The sequence below is a fragment of the Flavobacterium frigoris PS1 genome (genome assembly GCF_000252125.1).
In the GTDB taxonomy this organism is placed as follows: Bacteria; Bacteroidota; Bacteroidia; order Flavobacteriales; family Flavobacteriaceae; genus Flavobacterium; species Flavobacterium frigoris_A.
This window is the reverse complement of the sequence record NZ_AHKF01000021.1, coordinates 1-19,578: the sequence shown is the minus strand read 5'-3', so window position 1 is coordinate 19,578 and position 19,578 is coordinate 1. Positions and strand designations below refer to the sequence as shown.

Annotated in this window: 13 protein-coding genes; 4 read left to right on the top strand and 9 right to left on the bottom strand. The window is 34.0% G+C overall.

Going from position 1 to position 19,578, the window contains the following annotated elements:
• Positions 1-327 precede the first annotated feature (327 nt).
• The 6 genes from HJ01_RS13815 to HJ01_RS13790 form a co-directional block, all read right to left on the bottom strand.
• Complete coding sequence (locus tag HJ01_RS13815) at positions 328-1,632, bottom strand: MFS transporter (RefSeq protein ID WP_007139083.1); 1,305 nt, start codon at positions 1,630-1,632, stop codon at positions 328-330.
• 146 nt (positions 1,633-1,778) lie between these two features.
• Positions 1,779-2,597: a M48 family metallopeptidase gene (locus HJ01_RS13810; protein WP_007139082.1), complete on the bottom strand. Its 819-nt coding sequence runs from the start codon at positions 2,595-2,597 to the stop codon at positions 1,779-1,781.
• A gap of 94 nt (positions 2,598-2,691) precedes the next feature.
• Positions 2,692-5,088 (bottom strand): glycoside hydrolase family 31 protein, encoded by a 2,397-nt coding sequence (locus HJ01_RS13805; RefSeq protein ID WP_007139081.1) that lies wholly within the window; start codon positions 5,086-5,088, stop codon positions 2,692-2,694.
• A 190-nt stretch (positions 5,089-5,278) separates the two neighbouring features.
• The gene (gene glgB, locus HJ01_RS13800; RefSeq protein ID WP_007139080.1) at positions 5,279-7,186 is read right to left on the bottom strand and encodes a 1,4-alpha-glucan branching protein GlgB; all 1,908 of its coding nucleotides are present in this window, start codon (positions 7,184-7,186) and stop codon (positions 5,279-5,281) included.
• A 65-nt stretch (positions 7,187-7,251) separates the two neighbouring features.
• A complete protein-coding gene (locus HJ01_RS13795) occupies positions 7,252-8,532 on the bottom strand; it encodes a glucose-1-phosphate adenylyltransferase (protein ID WP_007139079.1) in 1,281 nt (426 codons plus the stop codon).
• On the bottom strand, positions 8,529-9,950 hold the full coding sequence (locus HJ01_RS13790; protein WP_040473996.1) for a glycogen synthase: 1,422 nt from the start codon (positions 9,948-9,950) through the stop codon (positions 8,529-8,531). The genes HJ01_RS13795 and HJ01_RS13790 overlap by 4 nt, the downstream gene beginning before the upstream one ends.
• 187 nt (positions 9,951-10,137) lie before the next feature.
• On the opposite strand from HJ01_RS13790, the gene HJ01_RS13785 reads away from it, so the two are divergent.
• The 4 genes from HJ01_RS13785 (at position 10,138) to HJ01_RS13770 (ending at position 13,218) form a co-directional block, all read left to right on the top strand.
• On the top strand, positions 10,138-11,004 hold the full coding sequence (locus tag HJ01_RS13785) for an alpha/beta hydrolase (RefSeq protein WP_007139077.1): 867 nt from the start codon (positions 10,138-10,140) through the stop codon (positions 11,002-11,004).
• Between the two features lie 17 nt (positions 11,005-11,021).
• Positions 11,022-11,408 carry a peptide-methionine (R)-S-oxide reductase MsrB gene (gene msrB / locus HJ01_RS13780; RefSeq protein WP_007139076.1) on the top strand — a complete coding sequence of 129 codons (387 nt, stop codon included), beginning with the start codon at positions 11,022-11,024 and terminating at the stop codon, positions 11,406-11,408.
• A 7-nt stretch (positions 11,409-11,415) separates the two neighbouring features.
• Positions 11,416-12,060 carry an endonuclease III domain-containing protein gene (locus HJ01_RS13775; RefSeq protein WP_040473995.1) on the top strand — a complete coding sequence of 215 codons (645 nt, stop codon included), beginning with the start codon at positions 11,416-11,418 and terminating at the stop codon, positions 12,058-12,060.
• Between the two features lie 126 nt (positions 12,061-12,186).
• Positions 12,187-13,218, top strand: coding sequence for an isoaspartyl peptidase/L-asparaginase family protein (locus HJ01_RS13770; protein WP_007139073.1), 1,032 nt, complete (start codon positions 12,187-12,189; stop codon positions 13,216-13,218).
• Positions 13,219-13,293: 75 nt separating this feature from the next.
• Here the strand turns inward: HJ01_RS13770 and HJ01_RS13765 are convergent, their stop codons facing one another.
• From HJ01_RS13765 to HJ01_RS13755, 3 genes are all read right to left on the bottom strand, one after another.
• On the bottom strand, positions 13,294-14,244 hold the full coding sequence (locus HJ01_RS13765) for an NAD(P)H-dependent flavin oxidoreductase (RefSeq protein ID WP_007139072.1): 951 nt from the start codon (positions 14,242-14,244) through the stop codon (positions 13,294-13,296).
• 373 nt (positions 14,245-14,617) lie between these two features.
• Positions 14,618-16,243: an amidase gene (locus HJ01_RS13760; protein ID WP_040473994.1), complete on the bottom strand. Its 1,626-nt coding sequence runs from the start codon at positions 16,241-16,243 to the stop codon at positions 14,618-14,620.
• 149 nt (positions 16,244-16,392) lie between these two features.
• Positions 16,393-19,398, bottom strand: a complete 3,006-nt coding sequence (locus HJ01_RS13755; RefSeq protein ID WP_007139069.1) for a histidine kinase — start codon at positions 19,396-19,398, stop codon at positions 16,393-16,395.
• Positions 19,399-19,578: the final 180 nt, after the last annotated feature.

Sequence of the window (19,578 nt, the reverse complement as noted above, 5' to 3'; positions counted from 1 at the left end):
TGAATTCATGAACAAATATAGGGTTTCGCTACTTTAAATATCGATAAAATTGACTTTATCCCACAGCATTCATTAAGTACTTAAAAGGGACAATCATTGTGCCAAAAGAAAATTATTGATCAATATTTTCGTAAAAGTACTTCAAATATCCCTAAATGAAAAAATCTGAAAAAGTAATATTTACATCACATGAAAAACAAATAGAAGTCGTCCTTAAGTGTAGTTTACATCGATTTAAATATTGCTTGAAGAGCCTAGGTCTCTCACTAAAAACACTTCTTTTAGCACTATTACTCCATTTTCTTTTCATTTAGAATAAAAACAACTTTATACACCTTTCTTCTTTTTCATAAAACTAAGAACAAGATATCCTAACAGAAAGAAGATTGCTAAGATAAAAAAGGAATTTCGCATCGAGTTAGTAATTGAGGCTACAAAACCAAAAATAAAAGTTCCAACAACGATTGCAATTTTTTCTGTTACATCAAAGAAGCTAAAGTAAGTTGCATGGTCCTCTGTGACCGGCAATAATTTTGAATAAGTAGAACGCGACAAAGATTGTATCGCTCCTAAGACCATTCCAATGGTTCCTCCAAGAGCATAAAACTGAATATCTATATATTGATTCTTAGCATCTAATAAATAGGCTGCAAGGCAAATAAGACACCAAATTGCAATAGTTAATTTAAGTGTTTTTATATTTCCAATTTTTTCTGATATCCTTGAAAACACATAAGCTCCAAAAATAGCAACTATATTTATTAATAAAATAATGATGATCAATTTACTAGTTCCTATTCCTAGTTCTTTTTTACCGAAAATTCCAGCTAATAATATTACTGTTTGAACACCAATACTGTAAAGAAAAAAAGCAGTTAGAAATTGTTTAAGGTCAGTTTGCTTATTTATACTTTTTGTCACGCCTTTAAGTTCTCTTAAACCTTTGAAAATAAAATCTTTTTCTGGTTTTTTATGAAATACATTATTAGGCAAATGGTAAAATGTAACTTGTGCAAAACCTACCCACCAAATACCAACTGATAGAAATGAAATTCTTGCAGGCAAAGAACTATCAACAATTCCAAACCATTCTGGCTTCATAACCATAGTCAAGTTAAAAACTAACAATATTAAAGAGCCAGTATAACCGTACATAAAACCTTTAGCACTCACCCTATCATGCTGCTCAGGAAAAGCTATTTCTGGCAAATACGAATTATAAAAAACAATACTACCCCAAAAACCAATACTTGCTAAAACGGTACCTAAAATACCAATCCACAAAGTGTCAGGACCAGTAAAAAAGTATAAACTCATTACCGAGAGCGATCCTAAATAACAAAAAAACTGCATAAATCGTTTTTTATTCCCCGTGTAATCAGCTATTCCAGATAAAATAGGTGACATAAACGCTACAATTAAAAAAGAAAACGATAAAGAATAAGAAAGTAATGAGGAGTTATTAAAATCAGTACCCAAAAACTGCACAACATCATTATTACCGCTCGTTACACTTTCATAATAAATAGGAAATACTGCTGTCGCAATAACTAGACTATAAACAGAATTAGCCCAATCATAAAAAGCCCAAGCATTTATTAATTTCTTATCCCCTTTTTGCAGTGTTTTCATATTTGTAGTTTTATACGAATTTATTTATTTTCATGACATAAACGCTATAAAAACGCGGAATATTCAAAGCTTAATCTTTATTTAAACAAGAAAAGCCAATTCGATGAATTGGCTTTTCTTGTTTATGCAAAAACAATAATTACTTTTTAGTTATAAATCATTCCAAATTTAGCCGCAGTGGCTTTCGCTTCAGGAACTAATTTTTTTAAATCTGCAATTCTCGCTGCATCAGATGGATGTGAACTTAAAAATGGCGGCGGCGCTTGACCTGCCGAATTCGCTGACATTCTCATCCAAAAAGCAATAGCCTCATCTGGATTATATCCTGCAATTGCCATTAGTGTTAACCCAATTTTATCTGCCTCAGTTTCATGACCCCTACTGTAAGGTAGCATGACTCCTACTTCTGAACCAACACCATAAATTTGTTGCCATGTTTGTTGTGTTTCTTCGCTTTTTCCTCCCGTTGCAACGGCAACCCCTACAGCACCTAGGCCCTGAAGTTGAGATGCACTCATTCGTTGCGCACCATGATTAGCTAAAGCATGAGAAACTTCATGCCCAATAACCGTAGCTAAACCAGCTTCATCCTTCGTTATTGGTAAAATACCTGAGTAAACAACTATTTTCCCTCCAGGCATACACCAAGCATTAACATCCTTACTTTCAACTAAGTTGTATTCCCAGCGATAGTCCTTTAAATATTCAGGTTGACCAACGTAAGCGACGTATTTCTCAGCGGCTAATTTAATTTTCGCTCCTACTTTTGCTACTCTATTTGCATCAGCAGTACCTGAAATTATTTTGTTTTCCTTTAAAAAAGTACCATATTCTTGAAATGAGGAAGGGAAAAGCTCGCTATTTGATACAAAATTCAAAGTTTTTTTTCCGGTAATTGGATTAGTTGCGCAGGAAAAAAGTAAGCCTATCGTGCAAACTCCTAGAAGTATTGAATGTTTTTTCATGATTATAATTTTAAATATTAACAAAATTACGAATATTACCAACTCAAAGTTTATAAAATTTAACTCAAAAGTATCATTTTTTTTGTTTTAATTATTAACCTGTAATATGCAAGGCATTAAATTCTTTGTCTACAATAAGATAACTATCTCTTTCAAGAGCCTCAATATCAAGGTCAACCTCTTCATTGTCAATTTCAATCCTTTTGATTTTAAACGGTAGCCCAATCAGATTAATTTTATACTTGGAATATGGAGTGTCGTATTTACCTTCTTTGTGTAATTGTATGTTAAGTTCAGATACTTTTCCAGTGATCTGAAATGTTAAGAAACTGTATCTGCCTTTTTTATAATCATAACCATCTTGCGCATCTTCATAGACTACTGACTTTTCTTTACCTTCTTTATAATATAAATCTAATATTAATTCATCAAACTCTAATTCGCCCACATATTGTTGAACTGGGTATTTTGGAATGATAGAACCTGCTTTTACAAAAACTGGTATTTCATCATATTTCGTATCCACCCACATTTCTTTTCCACCATTTACTAATTTAGCTGTCCAATAATTATACCATTGACCACGTGGCACATACATCCTCCTACCTATAGCGTTGGGTTCTAAAATAGGACAAACTAATATTTGATTTCCAAATACAAATTCATCATTTCTATAATGCGTTTGCGTGTCTGCTTGGTCATAATACACCAAAGGTTTAAGCATAGGAATACCTTCTTCTATATATTGCCAAAACATAGTGTATAAATAAGGTAATAATTGATAACGCAGATTGACAAATTTTCTTGTGATATCAATCACTTCTAAATCAAATGCCCAAGGCTCTTGATCACCATGATCCCCTGAAGAGTGTGTTCTACAAAAAGGATGAAAAACACCCAATTGAATCCAACGTGTATAAAGTTCTCCTGACGGCTGTTCGGCAAATCCACCGATATCAGATCCTGTAAATCCCATGCCCGAAATTGACATTCTTTGCACTTGTATGTTTGCTATCCATAAATGTTCCCAACTAGCAACATTATCACCTGTCCAAGAAGACGTGTAACGTTGTGCCCCAGCATAAGCAGATCTCGTTATAATGAATGGTCTTTTTGGATATGCAAAACGTTTCACCCCATGATAGGTAGCTCTAGCCATTTGAGTTCCATAAACATTATGTGCTTTTCTGTGACTACAAGGATTCCCATCATAATCATGTCGCACATCCATTGGAAATGTTTTATTGGGAACTTCCATCACCGCTGGCTCATTCATATCATTCCAAACTCCCTTTACACCAATATCAGAAATCAGTTCTTTAAATAATCCTGCCCACCATTCTCTGACTTCGGGATTGGTATAATCAGGAAAATTGCATTCTCCCGGCCATACTTTTCCTTTCATATATGGGCCATCAGCTCTTTTACAGAAATAATCTTTTTCTAAAGCCTCTTTATATACTGAATATTCTTTGTCGATTTTTATACCTGGATCAATGATTACAACCGTTTTAAAGCCATTCTCAGCCAGTTCAGCCACCATTCGTTTTGGATCTGGGAAATATTCTTTATTCCACGTAAAACATCTAAAACCATCCATGTAATCAATATCTAAATAAATGGCATCACATGGAATCTTTGATTCTCTGAATTTTGCAGTCACTTCCTTCACATTACTCTCCGGAAAATAACTCCATTTGCATTGGTGATATCCCAAAGCCCATAAAGGTGGTAATTCTGGTTTACCCGTAAGGTCAGTATAACTGGCGACAACATCCTCCATCTTTGGACCATGGATGAAATAATAATTCATCTCTCCTCCTTCTGCCCAAAAACTCGTTACATTTCTTCTTTCATGACAAAAGTCAAAAAAAGTTCTGAATGTATTATCAAAGAAAATTCCATATGCCTGTTTGTGCTGTAGTCCTATATAGAACGGAACCACTTTGTATAATGGCTCCTGCTCTTTTTGAAAAGCATATTGATCAGTTGCAAAATTCTCTAATCTTTTCCCTTTCAAATTCATTTGAGTCGCTTTGTCTCCTAAGCCATAAAAACATTCGCCATCCTTTGAAGCTTTACTCATCTTAACGATATTACCGCCAAACTCATAACTTTCTTCCCAATGGAAACCCAATTCATCTTCAAGCAAGATATTGTCTTTCAAATCAAAAACAGATATTCTCATGTCTATTTTCTGAATGATACATTTTACTTTACTAGTTTGTATCTTAAAAAAATCAAACTCCTCTATTACTTCTAGGAAATTATATCCATGCGAATGACTTTTGTCTATCGCATATGAAAAATCGTTACTAAAATATCCTTTTGTCGTATATCTAAAACGAATTAGACTATCGCGTACTATGGTAACTTTTAATATTACGCTATTGCTACTATGAAAATAGACTGAATCAACATCATGTTCAAAAGAAACTATTTTTGATGGATATAGATCCCCTTTAAATTCTAATTCTGTATTTGTAATCATTATCTATATTATTAAAAAAAGGCTTTTATATGATTGCAAAAATATAAAATAAAGACAGTTCAATATTCTATCTAATTATTTATTTACGTAGACCTTTTAATTTTCCTACCAAAAAGAAACAGTATTAATCCATGGAATCAATACTGTTTCTTTAATCTTATTAGTCAAGAGAGCTCTATTTCCCCTTTTTTTATGAAATTTTAAATACTGTCACACTCAAAGGAGGCAATTGTAATTCTATAGAATAATCTCTACCGTCATATGGCGACGCATCAATCCCTAATTTACCATAATTTGTAATTCCGCTACCTCCATATATTTCGGCATCACTATTGAAAATTTCACTAAGCTTTCCTTTTCTTGGAAGTCCAATTCTATAATTCTCACGAACTATTTGCGTGAAATTACAAACTACTATTAGATCATCTTTTGGCTTATCCCCTTTTCGAATAAATGACATAACTGCATTTTGATGATCTGAATAATTGATCCATTCGAATCCTTCAGCACTAAATTGCTTTTCATGTAAAGCGGGTTGCTTTTTGTATAATCCATTTAAATCGGTAATTAATTTCTTAACGCCTTCATGAAACGGATACTGTAATAAATGCCAGTCTAAACTTCCTTCAAAATTCCACTCGGCACTTTGACCAAATTCACATCCCATAAACAATAATTTTGTACCAGGATGGGTAAACATATAACCATAAAGTAGTCTCAAATTTGCAAATTTCTGCCATTCATCTCCAGGCATTCTTCCTGCAATTGATTTTTTCCCATATACCACTTCATCATGAGACAATGGCAGCATAAAATTTTCGGAAAAAGTATACGTCATAGAAAACGTCAAGTCATTTTGATGGTATTTTCTATAAACCGTATCCTTTTTAAAATATTCTAAGGTATCATGCATCCATCCCATCATCCACTTCATTCCAAATCCTAGGCCTCCAACAGATGTTGGCCTTGAAACCATCGGAAAAGAAGTACTCTCTTCAGCAATGGTCTGCACTCCATCAAAATTAGAATAAACCGCCTCATTAAATTCTTTTAAAAAACTGATGGTATCCAGATTTTCATTTCCGCCATAGATATTAGGTTCCCATTCTCCTTCTTCGCGTGAATAATCCAAGTAAAGCATTGATGCTACGGCGTCAACACGAAGTGCATCGGCATGGTAATTCTGTAACCAAAAAAGGGCATTACTAATTAAAAAGGAACGCACTTCGTTACGCCCATAGTTAAAAACCAGACTTTTCCAATCTGGATGATAGCCTTTTTTACGGTCTGGATGCTCAAAAAGGTTCGATCCGTCAAAAAATCCTAATCCATGAGCATCATCAGGAAAATGAGATGGAACCCAATCCAGAATTACTCCTATACCAGCTTGGTGTAATTTATCAACCAAAACCATGAAATCCTGCGGTTCTCCAAAACGGGAAGTGGGCGCAAAATACCCTACTAATTGATATCCCCAAGAAGGATCATATGGATATTCCATTATTGGCATGAATTCAACATGAGTGAATCCTGTCTCCTTTACATAACTTACTAATTCTTCTGCAAACTCAAGGTAAGTCAAAAAACGATTGTCTTCAGCATGACGTTTCCAAGATCCCAAATGAACTTCGTAGACAGAATATGGCTTGTCTAAACCATTATGGTCCTGACGTGATCTCATCCATTTCGTGTCCTTCCATTTATAATCAAGATCCCAAATTACGGAGGCCGTATGAGGTGGCTGTTCACAGTAAAAAGCGAATGGATCTGCTTTTTCAGTAACAATTCCTTTATTATTAGATTGTATTCTATATTTGTAGGTCGCTCCTTTTTCTATATTTGGAATAAAACCTTCCCAGATACCTGAGGAATCCCAGCGTACTTCAAGCTGGTGTTCTCCCTGTTTCCAAAAATTAAAGTCACCCACAACAGATACTGAATGGGCACTTGGAGCCCATACAGCGAAATAAACGCCCTTTACACCATTTAATTCGATCAAATGTGCACCAAGCTTTTCATATAATCTATAGTGCTTTCCTGCTTTGAACAAGTCGATATCGAAATCAGTAAAAAGGGAATGTGAAATAACTGTACTCATATGGTATTTGTATAATTCTAAACTATTAAAGTAGAATATTAATTTAAAAAATAGTTCTGATAACTTTAACTAATCTTATAGTTATCTGGTAGTATAGCACCCTTTTTTATAACAACGATTCCTTCTTTAATGGCATACAGTTCATTTGAAAAATCGGGCAAATGTTTTCCACCATTAATATAAACATCGTTCCCTATTCTACAGTTTTTGTCGACAATTGCATTACTAATAAAACAATTCTCACCTATACCAATTAATATTTTACTTTTTTCAACATCGGCATTCATATCATCTATATTCTGATAGAAATCATTTCCCATTATATAACAATTCTGAATAATGGTTCCATCTCCAATCCTAGAACGAATACCTACTACTGAATGATTAATTTCTTTGGCATTTAAAATACAACCTTCAGAAATTAAAGACCTGTCTACAAGTGTTTTTTGGAATTTTGATGGAGGCAATAGTCTTGGCCTAGTGTAAATTTTATTGTCGTTGTCAAACAAATTAAATTTTGGGATATCATCAGTCAAGCCAATATTAGCTTCAAAAAAAGAATCAATATTACCAATATCTGTCCAATAACCCTCATATTGATAACTTAGAATCTTTTTATTACCCACCGCTTGTGGAATAATTTCTTTTCCAAAATCTTTAGTTTCCTTGTTTGACATGATATCAACTAACAAATCTTTATTGAAAATGTAGATTCCCATTGAAGCTAAATAATGCTTTCCTTCAGACTTCATCTGTTCACTCACATCAGATTCCCATTCGGATAAAAGTTCCTTAGCAGGTTTTTCAATAAAAGATTCTATACAGTTTTCATGATTTGTTTTAAGAATGCCAAATTCTGGTGCGTCCTTGGCGTTAACTGGTAATGTGGCTATTGTTATATCTGCTTGATTTTTAATATGTTCTTCTATCATATCATTGAAATCCATTTGATACAATTGATCTCCAGAAAGTATTAATGCATAGTCAAAATCATGATTTAAAAAATGAGGCATACATTGTCTAACGGCATCGGCAGTGCCCTGAAACCAAGTCGGGTTATCAGGAGTTTGTTCAGCAGCAAGAATATCAACAAAAGCGTGGCTAAAAACACTAAAGTTATAAGTATTCTTAATATGAGCATTTAATGAAGCCGAATTGAATTGTGTCAATACAAACATTCTGTAAATATCTGAATTCATACAATTTGAAATTGGAATATCTACTAATCTATACTTCCCTCCTATTGGAACAGCAGGTTTAGACCTGGTTTCAGTCAACGGGTATAATCTGGATCCTTGACCTCCTCCTAAAATAATCGCAATCACATTTTTCTTTTTAGCTTTCATACTTTTTTAATTATTAAATTATACACCTCTATATATTCTTGACAAACTCTCTCCCAAGAGTGGTCTGTAAGCATTCCTTTCTCTCGAATTTTATTTAACTTTTCTTTATCCTGATATAAGTTAATTGCTCTTTGAATGGAGTAGCAAATATCTCCCACCGAGGATTGATCATGACAAATTCCGTTTCCATCATCTCCAAAATCAATTACGGTGTCTTTCAAGCCTCCTGTTCTTCTGACAATTGGAATCGTTCCATATCGCAATGAGTACATTTGATTCAATCCGCAGGGCTCCACTCTTGATGGCATTAATAAATAATCGGCTCCTGCATATATTAGATGTGCTAATTCCTCATTATACCCTATGAAAGTATTGTAATTCCCTTTATAATCAATCAATAAACTATTTAATTGATTTTCAATATCAGTATTTCCGGAACCTAAAATCAAAATATTGATTTCCTTGTAATTCTCAGACATAGCTAAAGCAGCAGCATGTGGTAACAAGTCCCCTCCCTTTTCTTCTAGTAAGCGGCCTATAAAGCTAAATAATGGTTTGCTAGGATCTAAATTAAAAAGCGTGCATAGTATCTCCTTATTCTGCTGTTTACCAACCTCAAAATTAGTTACAGAATAATTTTTCTCTAGCATTTTGTCCTTTTCAGGATCCCAAACTTCAGTATCAATTCCATTTAATATTCCTCTTGATTTATAGCGAACAAGGTTGAACAATGTCTCAAGTCCATTTGCCGAAAAATTGATTTCATTCAAATAGTTTGGAGAAACGGTAGTTACTGACCAGGCACATTTTATACCAACCGCCAGGGAGTTTATACAGTTGTCCCATTCCAAAATGTTCACATGGGACAAGTCAAACTCTGGTAAATAATGAAGTTTATCAAATCCAAATTGCCCCTGATACAAACCATTATGTATGGTAATAATAGAGGGAATGTTTTGCAATTTTTGATATTTATTAGAGTACAACATCATAAAAGGAATCAATCCCGTATGATGATCATGACAATTAATTACATCCGGCATTTCATCCCTTCCAATTATCCAATCTAAAGTGGCGATTTGGAAAGATAAAAATCGTTCAATATCATCCTCGTATCCATAGACGTTCTTTCTGTCAAATAGTTCTGGTATTTCAATCAGATACAGCTCAAAACCTAATTTATCAGTAGTTTCCTTCAGAACACTAAAAGAAAAATTAAATCTCCCTAATTTAACGGTTCCCCAATGGACACACTCAAAATCATTATCCTTTTTAAACTTCGTATCATAACAAGGTATTACAACCCTTGCAAGATGTCCGGCATTATTTTGGTATTTTGGTAAAGCTCCAACAACATCTGCTAATCCGCCAACTTTTGCCACAGGATAACACTCTGCACTTATATGAAATATTTCCATTTATTAATTATATTATTCATCAATTATTTACAATTATATAAGACAGCTCATTTATTAATAAGGCTACTCTTCCCTAAATGTAATTGTCAATTAAGAGGTTAATATTTTACTAATTATATTACTTTTATGTTTTTCTAAATTTAGTGAAAAATAAATAAAATAAAAGCACTCTTACAAATTTATCAATATGACAAAAAACACTTCTATTCATACACAATCATTGAAAATTCCTAAGTTTATACTGCTTAGCAGTAAGTTTATCTCCTATATTTCTCCAAAACTAACCACATTATATGCCGCTAAATTATTTACAACTCCTATAAAACATAAAGTTCCAAAAAGAGAATTGCATATGGACCGTGATAGCGTGCAAAATTTAATCACTGTTCCGAGCCTAAATAAAGACGTCGTTGTCTATGAATATGGTCAAAATGAAAAGAAAATTTTATTAGTTCATGGATGGTCTGGCCGCGGAACGCAATTAGTAAAAATAGCTGATGAATTACTAAAATCGGGCTATTCTACAGTGAGTTTTGATGCAACAGGACATGGAAAGTCACCTGGTAATAATAGTATAATGACAGATTTTATTGCAGCTATCATCGAAATAGACAAACAATACGGTCCTTTTGATGCAGCCATTGGTCATTCCCTTGGTGGAATGTCAGTATTAAATGCCATTAATAAAGGACTTAGACTAAAATGTGCGGCAATTATTGGAAGTGGAGATATTGTACAAGATATCATTGATGATTTTGTCGCGAAACTTGAATTAAAACCAGAATTTGCTACTAGTTTAAGATTGCATTTCGAAAAAAAATATGGAGGAAAAATGAATGACTATTCTGCTTATAAAGCCGCCAAGGATACTGATATTCCTATTCTGGTAATCCATGATAAAGACGATCCAGAGGTTTCCGTCAAAGCTGGAATTAACATACACAAACATTTGAAAAATGGAACATTGATGCTAACTGAAGGATTAGGACACCGTAAAGTTTTAGGTAATCACGAAGTCGTTCATAAAGTCATTCAATTCATTACTAATAACTAATAAACAAAATACAAATCATGAAATACCCATTAGAAAAAACAGAAGAGCAGTGGAAAGAGGAATTAGGTGAAGAACGTTATAATATCCTTCGCCAAAAAGGAACAGAGCGTCCTCATACAGGAACCTACAACCTACATTACGAAAAAGGAACCTATTGCTGCGGTGCTTGTAACGAACCCTTATTTGAAAGTGACTCTAAATTTGATGCTCATTGTGGATGGCCTTCATTTGATGATGCCATTCCTGGAAAAGTAAAAAATATTTTAGACAAATCACATGGAATGATTCGTACCGAAATTGTTTGTGCAAATTGCGGCAGTCACTTAGGACACGTATTTAATGATGGTCCTACTGTTACAGGACAACGTTTTTGTGTGAATTCACTTTCAGTAGACTTTAAATAATGATGACGTGGATTTATTTGAAAACTCAAATGATTGGGATATAAAGTTAGAACCAATTCTAGAAAAATATAAAGCAAGAAAGCACCCTTTAGAGTACCACAACTTATACCAACTTTTGGTAATGGTTGTTTTATCTGCCCAAGATTCTGATTCCAATATAAACAAGATTGGTCCAGAACTGTTTATTACTTTCCCTAGTATGGAAATCTTGGCCAAATCGAATTTAGAGGTGTTAATTCCATATATCGCTAGTGTCAAGAATTTTGGAAATAAAGCCAAATGGTTATTAAAAATTGCTAAAACCATCCAAAAAGATGAAAATATTCCATTAAGCATGCACGCTTTAGTTGCGCTGAAAGGAATAGGACGAAAATCAGCGAATGTAATTATGCATGAAACTAAAGTTCCTCCAGCAGGAATAATAGCTGACTTACACGTCATTAGAGTAGCTCCTAGAATTGGGTTAATCCCAGAAACTAAAGACGGAATAAAAGCCGAAAAACAACTCATGCAAGTACTTCCAAATGAGATCTGGGATGAAATTGGAATGGCCATTTCTTTCTTGGGAAGGGAAATTTGTCGGCCTCAACCTAAATGTCCTGAATGTCCTATAAATTCGATTTGTAAATATTACAATGAACCTTATAAATAGTAAAAGAATACTGTAGTACATTACTTTAAAATCGCTATCAACTTCTCTCGAAAATAGCCAATAACAATTTGTGCAACGTTTTGATTATCTATACATTTACAATTAAACATAACTAAATAACCTTCCATGAAAAAAACTTTAGCCCTTCTATTAATCCTTTTTGTATTTGTTCAATGCAAAAGTGTACAATCACCCACTAAAGACAATTTTGCAATAGTAATTCATGGAGGTGCTGGAACTATTTTGAAAAAGAATATGTCTCCAGAATTGGAGGCAGAATACAAAGCTAAACTCGAAGAAGCTGTAAAAGTAGGTTATGCGGTTTTAAAAAATGGTGGTTCAAGTATAGAGGCGGTAGAAAAAACTATTAATGTAATGGAGAATTCCCCATTATTTAATGCAGGAAAAGGTGCCGTGTTCACTAATCAAGGGAAGAATGAATTAGACGCATCAATAATGGATGGAAAGACTTTAAAGGCAGGTGCAATTGCTGGGGTTACTACAGTAAAAAATCCTATTAGTCTGGCAAGGGCCGTAATGGAAAAATCAGAACATGTACTATTAGCCAGAGAAGGAGCTGAATATTTTGCAAAAGAAAACGGACTAGAAATAGTAAACCCCGCTTATTTTTATACAGAAAACCGATACCAATCTTTACTTAAAGCGCAAGAAAAGGAAAAGATTGAGCTTGATCATTCTGGAAGCACCTCTTTTTATGACCCGTACATCAAAGACAATAAATTTGGAACTGTAGGTTGTGTAGCCTTAGATAAAAACGGAAATCTAGCAGCAGGAACTTCTACTGGTGGAATGACCAACAAAAAATGGAGTCGCGTCGGTGATACGCCTATCATTGGCGCAGGAACTTATGCCAATAATAATACCTGTGGAGTTTCTTCAACCGGATGGGGAGAGTTTTTTATTCGCAATGTTGTCGCTTACGATATTTCCGCTCTAATGGAGTATAAAGGATTATCTCTCGACAATGCCGCTAAAGAAGTAATTCAAAAAAAGTTAAGCAAACTTGGTGGTAACGGCGGAATCGTAGCAATGGATAAAGACGGCAATATCACAATGGAATTCAATACTGCCGGTATGTACAGGGCCTCAATAGATACCAAAGGAAAATTGAAGATCGCAATTTACGATAAGGAATAAACAATGCTTACCAGTTAAAAAAGCCTTTTAACTCCTAATTATAGGACTTAAAAGGTTTTTTTTGTGTTTAAATATTTACAAACACAATCTATCAACTATCTTAGATACCGAACTTATTTCGGTTGTATTTTCAATTGTAGGTCCAGCGACCCAAACCGTTTTATAAGTAACTTCAGTAGCGGCTTTTGTAACCGCATTTGATCCTATCATATAACGTATCATTTTAACCCACTTTTTTAAGGTTTTGTTTTTATTTAAAGTTTGTTCTATCCAACTTTGCTTAGTTCCCACTTTTTGAACATAAGGTGTATTAATAACCGTGCAAGGTGTCCCAGAAATTTTCTCAGTCAAAACAATATCTTTTTCTCCATAATCGACACAAGCTTGTTTGTATTCCTCCGAAACTCCAGATTCAAATGACGCTATAAAAGGACTACCAACAGATACACCAACAGCACCATAAGATAACATCTCGTCCAGTTCATTTTTAGTACTCACACCTCCTGCTGATATAACAGGCAACGTTGTCTTTTCATTTAATTCTTTAATCAACTCTTTGGGACTAATATTCCCCCTATGACCTCCCGCCAGATTATTGACAGCTATTAAAGCGTCAGCTCCCAAACTCTCTACCTTTTTGGCGAATGCCAAGTCCGTAACATCACAAAAAACTTTAATCCCTACTTTATGCGCTTGATTGATTGTCTCCTCAGGTGAACCTAAAGAAGTAATTATGAAATCTACTTTCTCCTCACACAATACAGCCAGTTGATCTTTGTATTTGATATTCGATTTATTCACAATTAAATTATAGCCAAAACTCCCACCAGCAACTTTAGCTTCTCTAAGCTCGATAACTGACGCTCGTAATTCATCTAATGTGCGATAATTTAATGCAGGAATACAACCCGCCACCCCAGATTTCATTCCTTCAACTACCATTTTAGTATTTGATACCAGAAACATAGGCGCCATAATCAAAGGACGATCAATATGCAAAAGGGATGTTAGCGTAGGTTTTACCATGATTTTTTGTTTTTATTGAAACAAATATAGCGAAATATACTATGCATGCCTACTATATAAAAACTAAATCCATGACACATTAACAATCTCTCCTGCTTATTGAACAGCATCTGTAAAACTCATAATACCAGATTTAGAATTAATAAAACTCTTTTTAGAATTGATATATCAGCACAGTGATAGATAGTACTTCGGCATCGTACTTTTATTTATTCAGTTTACTTGGTTTAGCTCTCAATACTGCCTCGGTTGTATCATAACTTCTATTGTCTTTTGATAAACTCGAAACATTTATTTAATAATTACCCTACTAACATAGCACAACGCTTATAAGTTAATTTATTATCTGTAAATTTCAAACCGTCAGTAAATATTACAAAAATGATTTCTTGAAACTAGGTTTTGTTCTTTTCCTTGACGCTTGTTCATAAGCGTAAGCTATACTTATTAACTTAGGTTCTGAGTAAGCTATTCCAAAAAATGAAAAGCCAACAGGTAAATCATAAACCACTCCACAGGGAACAGTGATATGTGGATATCCACTAACTGCTGCTGGCATTGTTAAGAAAACATCGCCCCAGCGATCTCCATAAATCATATCGATACTACAAGCCGGTCCCATCGTTAACCCACAAATAGCATCCAATTTATTTACTGTAATAACTTTGTCAATTATTTCCTTTGACCCTAAATGGCATTTTTTAAGTGCTTCAACGTATTTTTTATCAGTAAGGCTCCCTTTTTCATTTGAACTGATTAGGGTTTCCTGTTTGAAGTATGGCATTGCTTTGTCTTCATTAGCATTGTTGAAATCAATAACTTCTTTCAAGTTTTTCAGCTTTGCATTAGAAGAACTTAAATAAGAGTTTAGTCCTGCTTTGAACTCAAACTGCATTACTTCGAACTCATCTTCCCCTAATTTACTAATTTCATCGAGATAATCAATTTCGATGATTGTAGCACCTTTACTTTTCAGTAAATCAATAGTTTTTTTCTGAAGTGCATGCATAAACTGATTCTTGCCCTGAGGTTTTCGCTCTACTCCAATTCTTTTTCCATTTAGGGCATCATGGTCCAGGAACGCCGTATAATCGCTATGGGCCTTTCCTTTACTTTCCATAGTCACAAGATCCTGATCATCAATGCCTGTCATTGCTCCTAATAAAATGGCTGCATCAGCAACTGTCCTTGCCATAGGCCCGGCTGTGTCTTGAGTACTTGAAATTGGGATAATACCAGTTCTGCTAACCAATCCAACCGTTGGTTTAATTCCTACTATTCCACTTACAGAAGCAGGACAAACTACAGATCCATCTGTTTCTGTTCCTATGGCAACAACACAAAGATTAGCGGCAACAGCCACTCCCGAACCTGCACTTGAACCACATGGATTATGATCCAAAATGTAAGGGTTTTTAGTTTGACCACCTCTACTACTCCAACCAGAACAAGAAGAAGTAGATCTAAAATTAGCCCATTCACTTAAATTCGTCTTGCCAATTAATACGGCTCCTGCCTCTCTTATTTTCTTGATAACAAAAGCATCATTACTTGCAATGTTGCCTACTAATGCTAATGAACCCGCTGTCGTTTGCATTTTATCGCCTGTATCAATATTGTCCTTTATCAGTATTGGAATACCATGCATAGGTCCTCTACTCTTTCCTGATTTCATTTCTAAATCCATCGTTTTAGCCAGAGCAATTGCATCAGGATTGATTTCAATTACGGAGTTTAATTCGTACCCATTTTTATCTATAGATTCTATCCGATCTAAATACATTCGAACTAATTCCTCTGAACTATATTTACCGGAAGATAATTTCTCCCTTAAGCTGCTAATTGTTTCTTCATTTAGTTCGAACACAGTACCGGAATTCCCAACTGCTTCGGTTACTTCATCATTTTTTATACTGTTCGGATTACACCCAGAAATTAAAAAAGTGCTAAGGCCTGCAGACCCTAAAGTTGCAGTTGTTAAAAAGGATCTTCGCTTCATAGAAAAAAATTTAAAAAAAATAATGCTCTAAAGTACCCTTTTTTAAACACTTTTAGTAAAATATTAAATTGAACAATAGTTAAAGTCAGTTCTAATTCTAGAAAGGCCATCAAAACGATATTTTTTCTTATTGTCACTCAAGGAAAAACTTATGCATTAACAAATAAATGAATAGTAACTGTTGTTCCATTATCATCAGTAAAGTGAATATTTATAGGGTCTAAATTATTTTTTTGTAACAAAATAATGCGTTCCCTGGCTAATGCAATCCCCCTGCAAACATGAAATTTGGATTGTTTGACCGCTTTTAGACCCTTACCATTGTCAATTATCTTACACTCTAAAATACTGTCATTAAACATTTTAAATGAAATATTCAGTTTTGGCGAAGGATAAAATTCATCAAATGCATGTGCAAAGACATTTTCGACAAAAGGCTGTATTAGCATTGGGGGGATTTCAAATAATGATTGCTCAACCGAGGGGTCAATATAAACATTACATAAAACGCGATCTTTAAATCGCATATTTTCAATGTAGATATAACTGTTTAAATACTCGACTTCATCTTTAATTGAAATGGTCTGTTTAGGCGAATTTTTTAAGGTCTTTCTCATCAAACCTGCAAATTCACTAATATAAAGTGTCGAATTATATTCATCATTTTTACCTACGAAATATTGAATGGAGTTCAAAGCATTGAAAATGAAATGAGGATTCATCTGATTTGACAGAGCTTCAAACTTAGCTTCTGTTATTTGTTTTTCTACAATCGCTTTGTCTCTCGCATTAATTTTCTTCCGTACGATTAAATAAAACACAATTCCCATAACAAATAGGACAGTCAGGGTAATAAACCACCAAGCGAACCAAAACGGTGGCGAAATATAAATTTTAAGCAGTTTAAAAACGGTAGATTTCCCCGCATTCAAATCTAACACTTCCACTTCAACTAAATAGTTGCCATAAGGCAAATAAGCTAAAAACAAATTCGTTTTATCGTTGTAAGGACTCCAACGATTCGCGCTTTTTAAACGATATCGAAATTTCAATTTATTGGCAATGGTATGCCCTTCAGGAATAAAATCAATAGAAAGAGAATTCTGATTATAATCAAGACTCAATTCATCCGCAGCAAATCTGAACCAATAGAAGTTCGATTTAGCCAATGGAATATTATTGACAGCTATTTTACTGATGTATAACTTTGAAACCGTTGCTTGTTCTTTTGTAAGAGTAGCTAAATCAATAATATAATAACCTTTTTTGCTACCAATCCACAATTGTTTGTTAAAAATTTGTGAGGTTGTGAATTCACAGTCTATTAACCCCAATTGCTTATCAATTAATCGGACTTGGCCGTTCTGATAAATATTAATTCCTTTTTCGGTACCAATAAAAATGTAATCCTTATAAGACTCAAGAAATAATATGGTCTTTCCTATAATTTTGTCTTTAGCAATAGTTTCTACTATTTTGAATGATTTTGTATCATCTACGACAAAAACATTACCAAACTCTGCAGATAATATCAATTGACCCTTATCATTCTTTGTGATATGTTTTAACTTTTTTTCCTTCCAAATACCTTCGGCTAAATAAGAATGAAATTGACCGTCATGATGTACATACAATCCATTAAAAACGGACAGTAAATAGGTTTTTCGATTATGATTCAGGATGTTTACTATATCGGTCGTCTTTTCATCTAGAGAATTTACTTTTAAATTATAAATATTATCATATACATGAACACCACCGTAAGGATTGGTTTCAAAAAACTTTTGGTCTCCAGTGAAACCAAATTCATACGTGTGAATGGGTATATAGTTAATGATTTTATCTTCTAAATTAATTTCAAACAGTCCTATATTGCTGCTGACCCAAAAAGATTTTTCATGCTTTACGATTTTATAAAATTCGATGTCTTTGGAAGGAATCCTATAATTCAATTCAAAAAAATCATCGGCATGCGTCGGCAAACGATTTTTGGAATCGCGTATATAATTGAGTTCCTTATTTTTGAAATCTGACAACGAAATCGTTCTTATAAGCTGTTGTGAAGCACTTAAAATAGAAACTCCTTTATTGTGCAGAATAATTTTTTGATCTCCTAATTCTTCAAAATCAATGATTGTTTTTCCATCAAAAAAATTATACCTAATCATTTTGTTTAATCGCACCTCATAAACCCCTTTGTCTTTAGAGCCTACATAAAGAATATCATTTGCTTTATCATAAACGACATTTAGTAAGCCTTGGGAATCAATACCGTAGTAATCGGAAACATTATTCATTTTACCATCAGCTATCTCATAAAGTCCGCCGCTGTTATCAAAAACTCCCCAAGCCGCAGCGTAAATAACATCACGTTTGTCCTTGGCATATTGCCAAACAATCGATTGTCCAAAAGGGGGAGTCGCTGAAATGACATCTTTACCATTATCTAAAATAAAAGTATTGACAAAACCTTTGTTACTGGCATAAAGTACAGAATCAAAATAGCCTAAACTATAAGCATGTTCATCAGTATCCTTACCTGTAATAGTATATTCTAAAACAGCAACTATTTTGGCGACAGCCCCAGATTCATCCAACTTGAAAACTCCTTCATTAGTGGTCGCAAAGTAAACCTCTTTATCGTAAACAAAAAAACCGGTTACAATGAACACCCCAAAATGAGGTTTAGTGTCTTTTGGGGTAGCTATTTTACCGGTATTAATATCTAAAATTGAAACTCCTAATTCTGTGCCCAGATATATTTTGCTTCTGTAAGAAAAAACTTTACGCACCCTATTGGACGGCAATCCATTTTTGGTAGTAAAAACAGTGAATTTTTTACCGTCAAACTTACTTACGCCCCCTCCATAACTGGCAAACCACATATTTCCCTTACTGTCTTGGGAAATACCCCAACAGCTGTTATGCCCTAATCCATCAGATTCATCAAAATTAGAAAAGGCTCCATTTTCCATTTTGGAAACTCCATTCTCTGTTCCTATCCATAAAATGGCGCTGGAATCCAAAAATAAGGACCGGACCGCATTATTAGGTAAACCATCGGAGGTCGAATAGTTTTTGGATGGTAAGTATTGTCCAAAAATCGCGTATGTAAAAATAAAATATATAAAAAAACAACTGTTTTGTAATTTCATTCATACGCATTTAGCAATATTAAAAGGCACGTCTTCCAAGCAACCGATAATTCTCTGCTACTAAAAATACAGAGCTAAAATAATATTAATAAAACAAGAAAGCTGTGTTTTGTAGTACTAATAATGGATCTATAGCCAATATTATTAATATATAAAACATTACGCACAAAAAAACCCTAT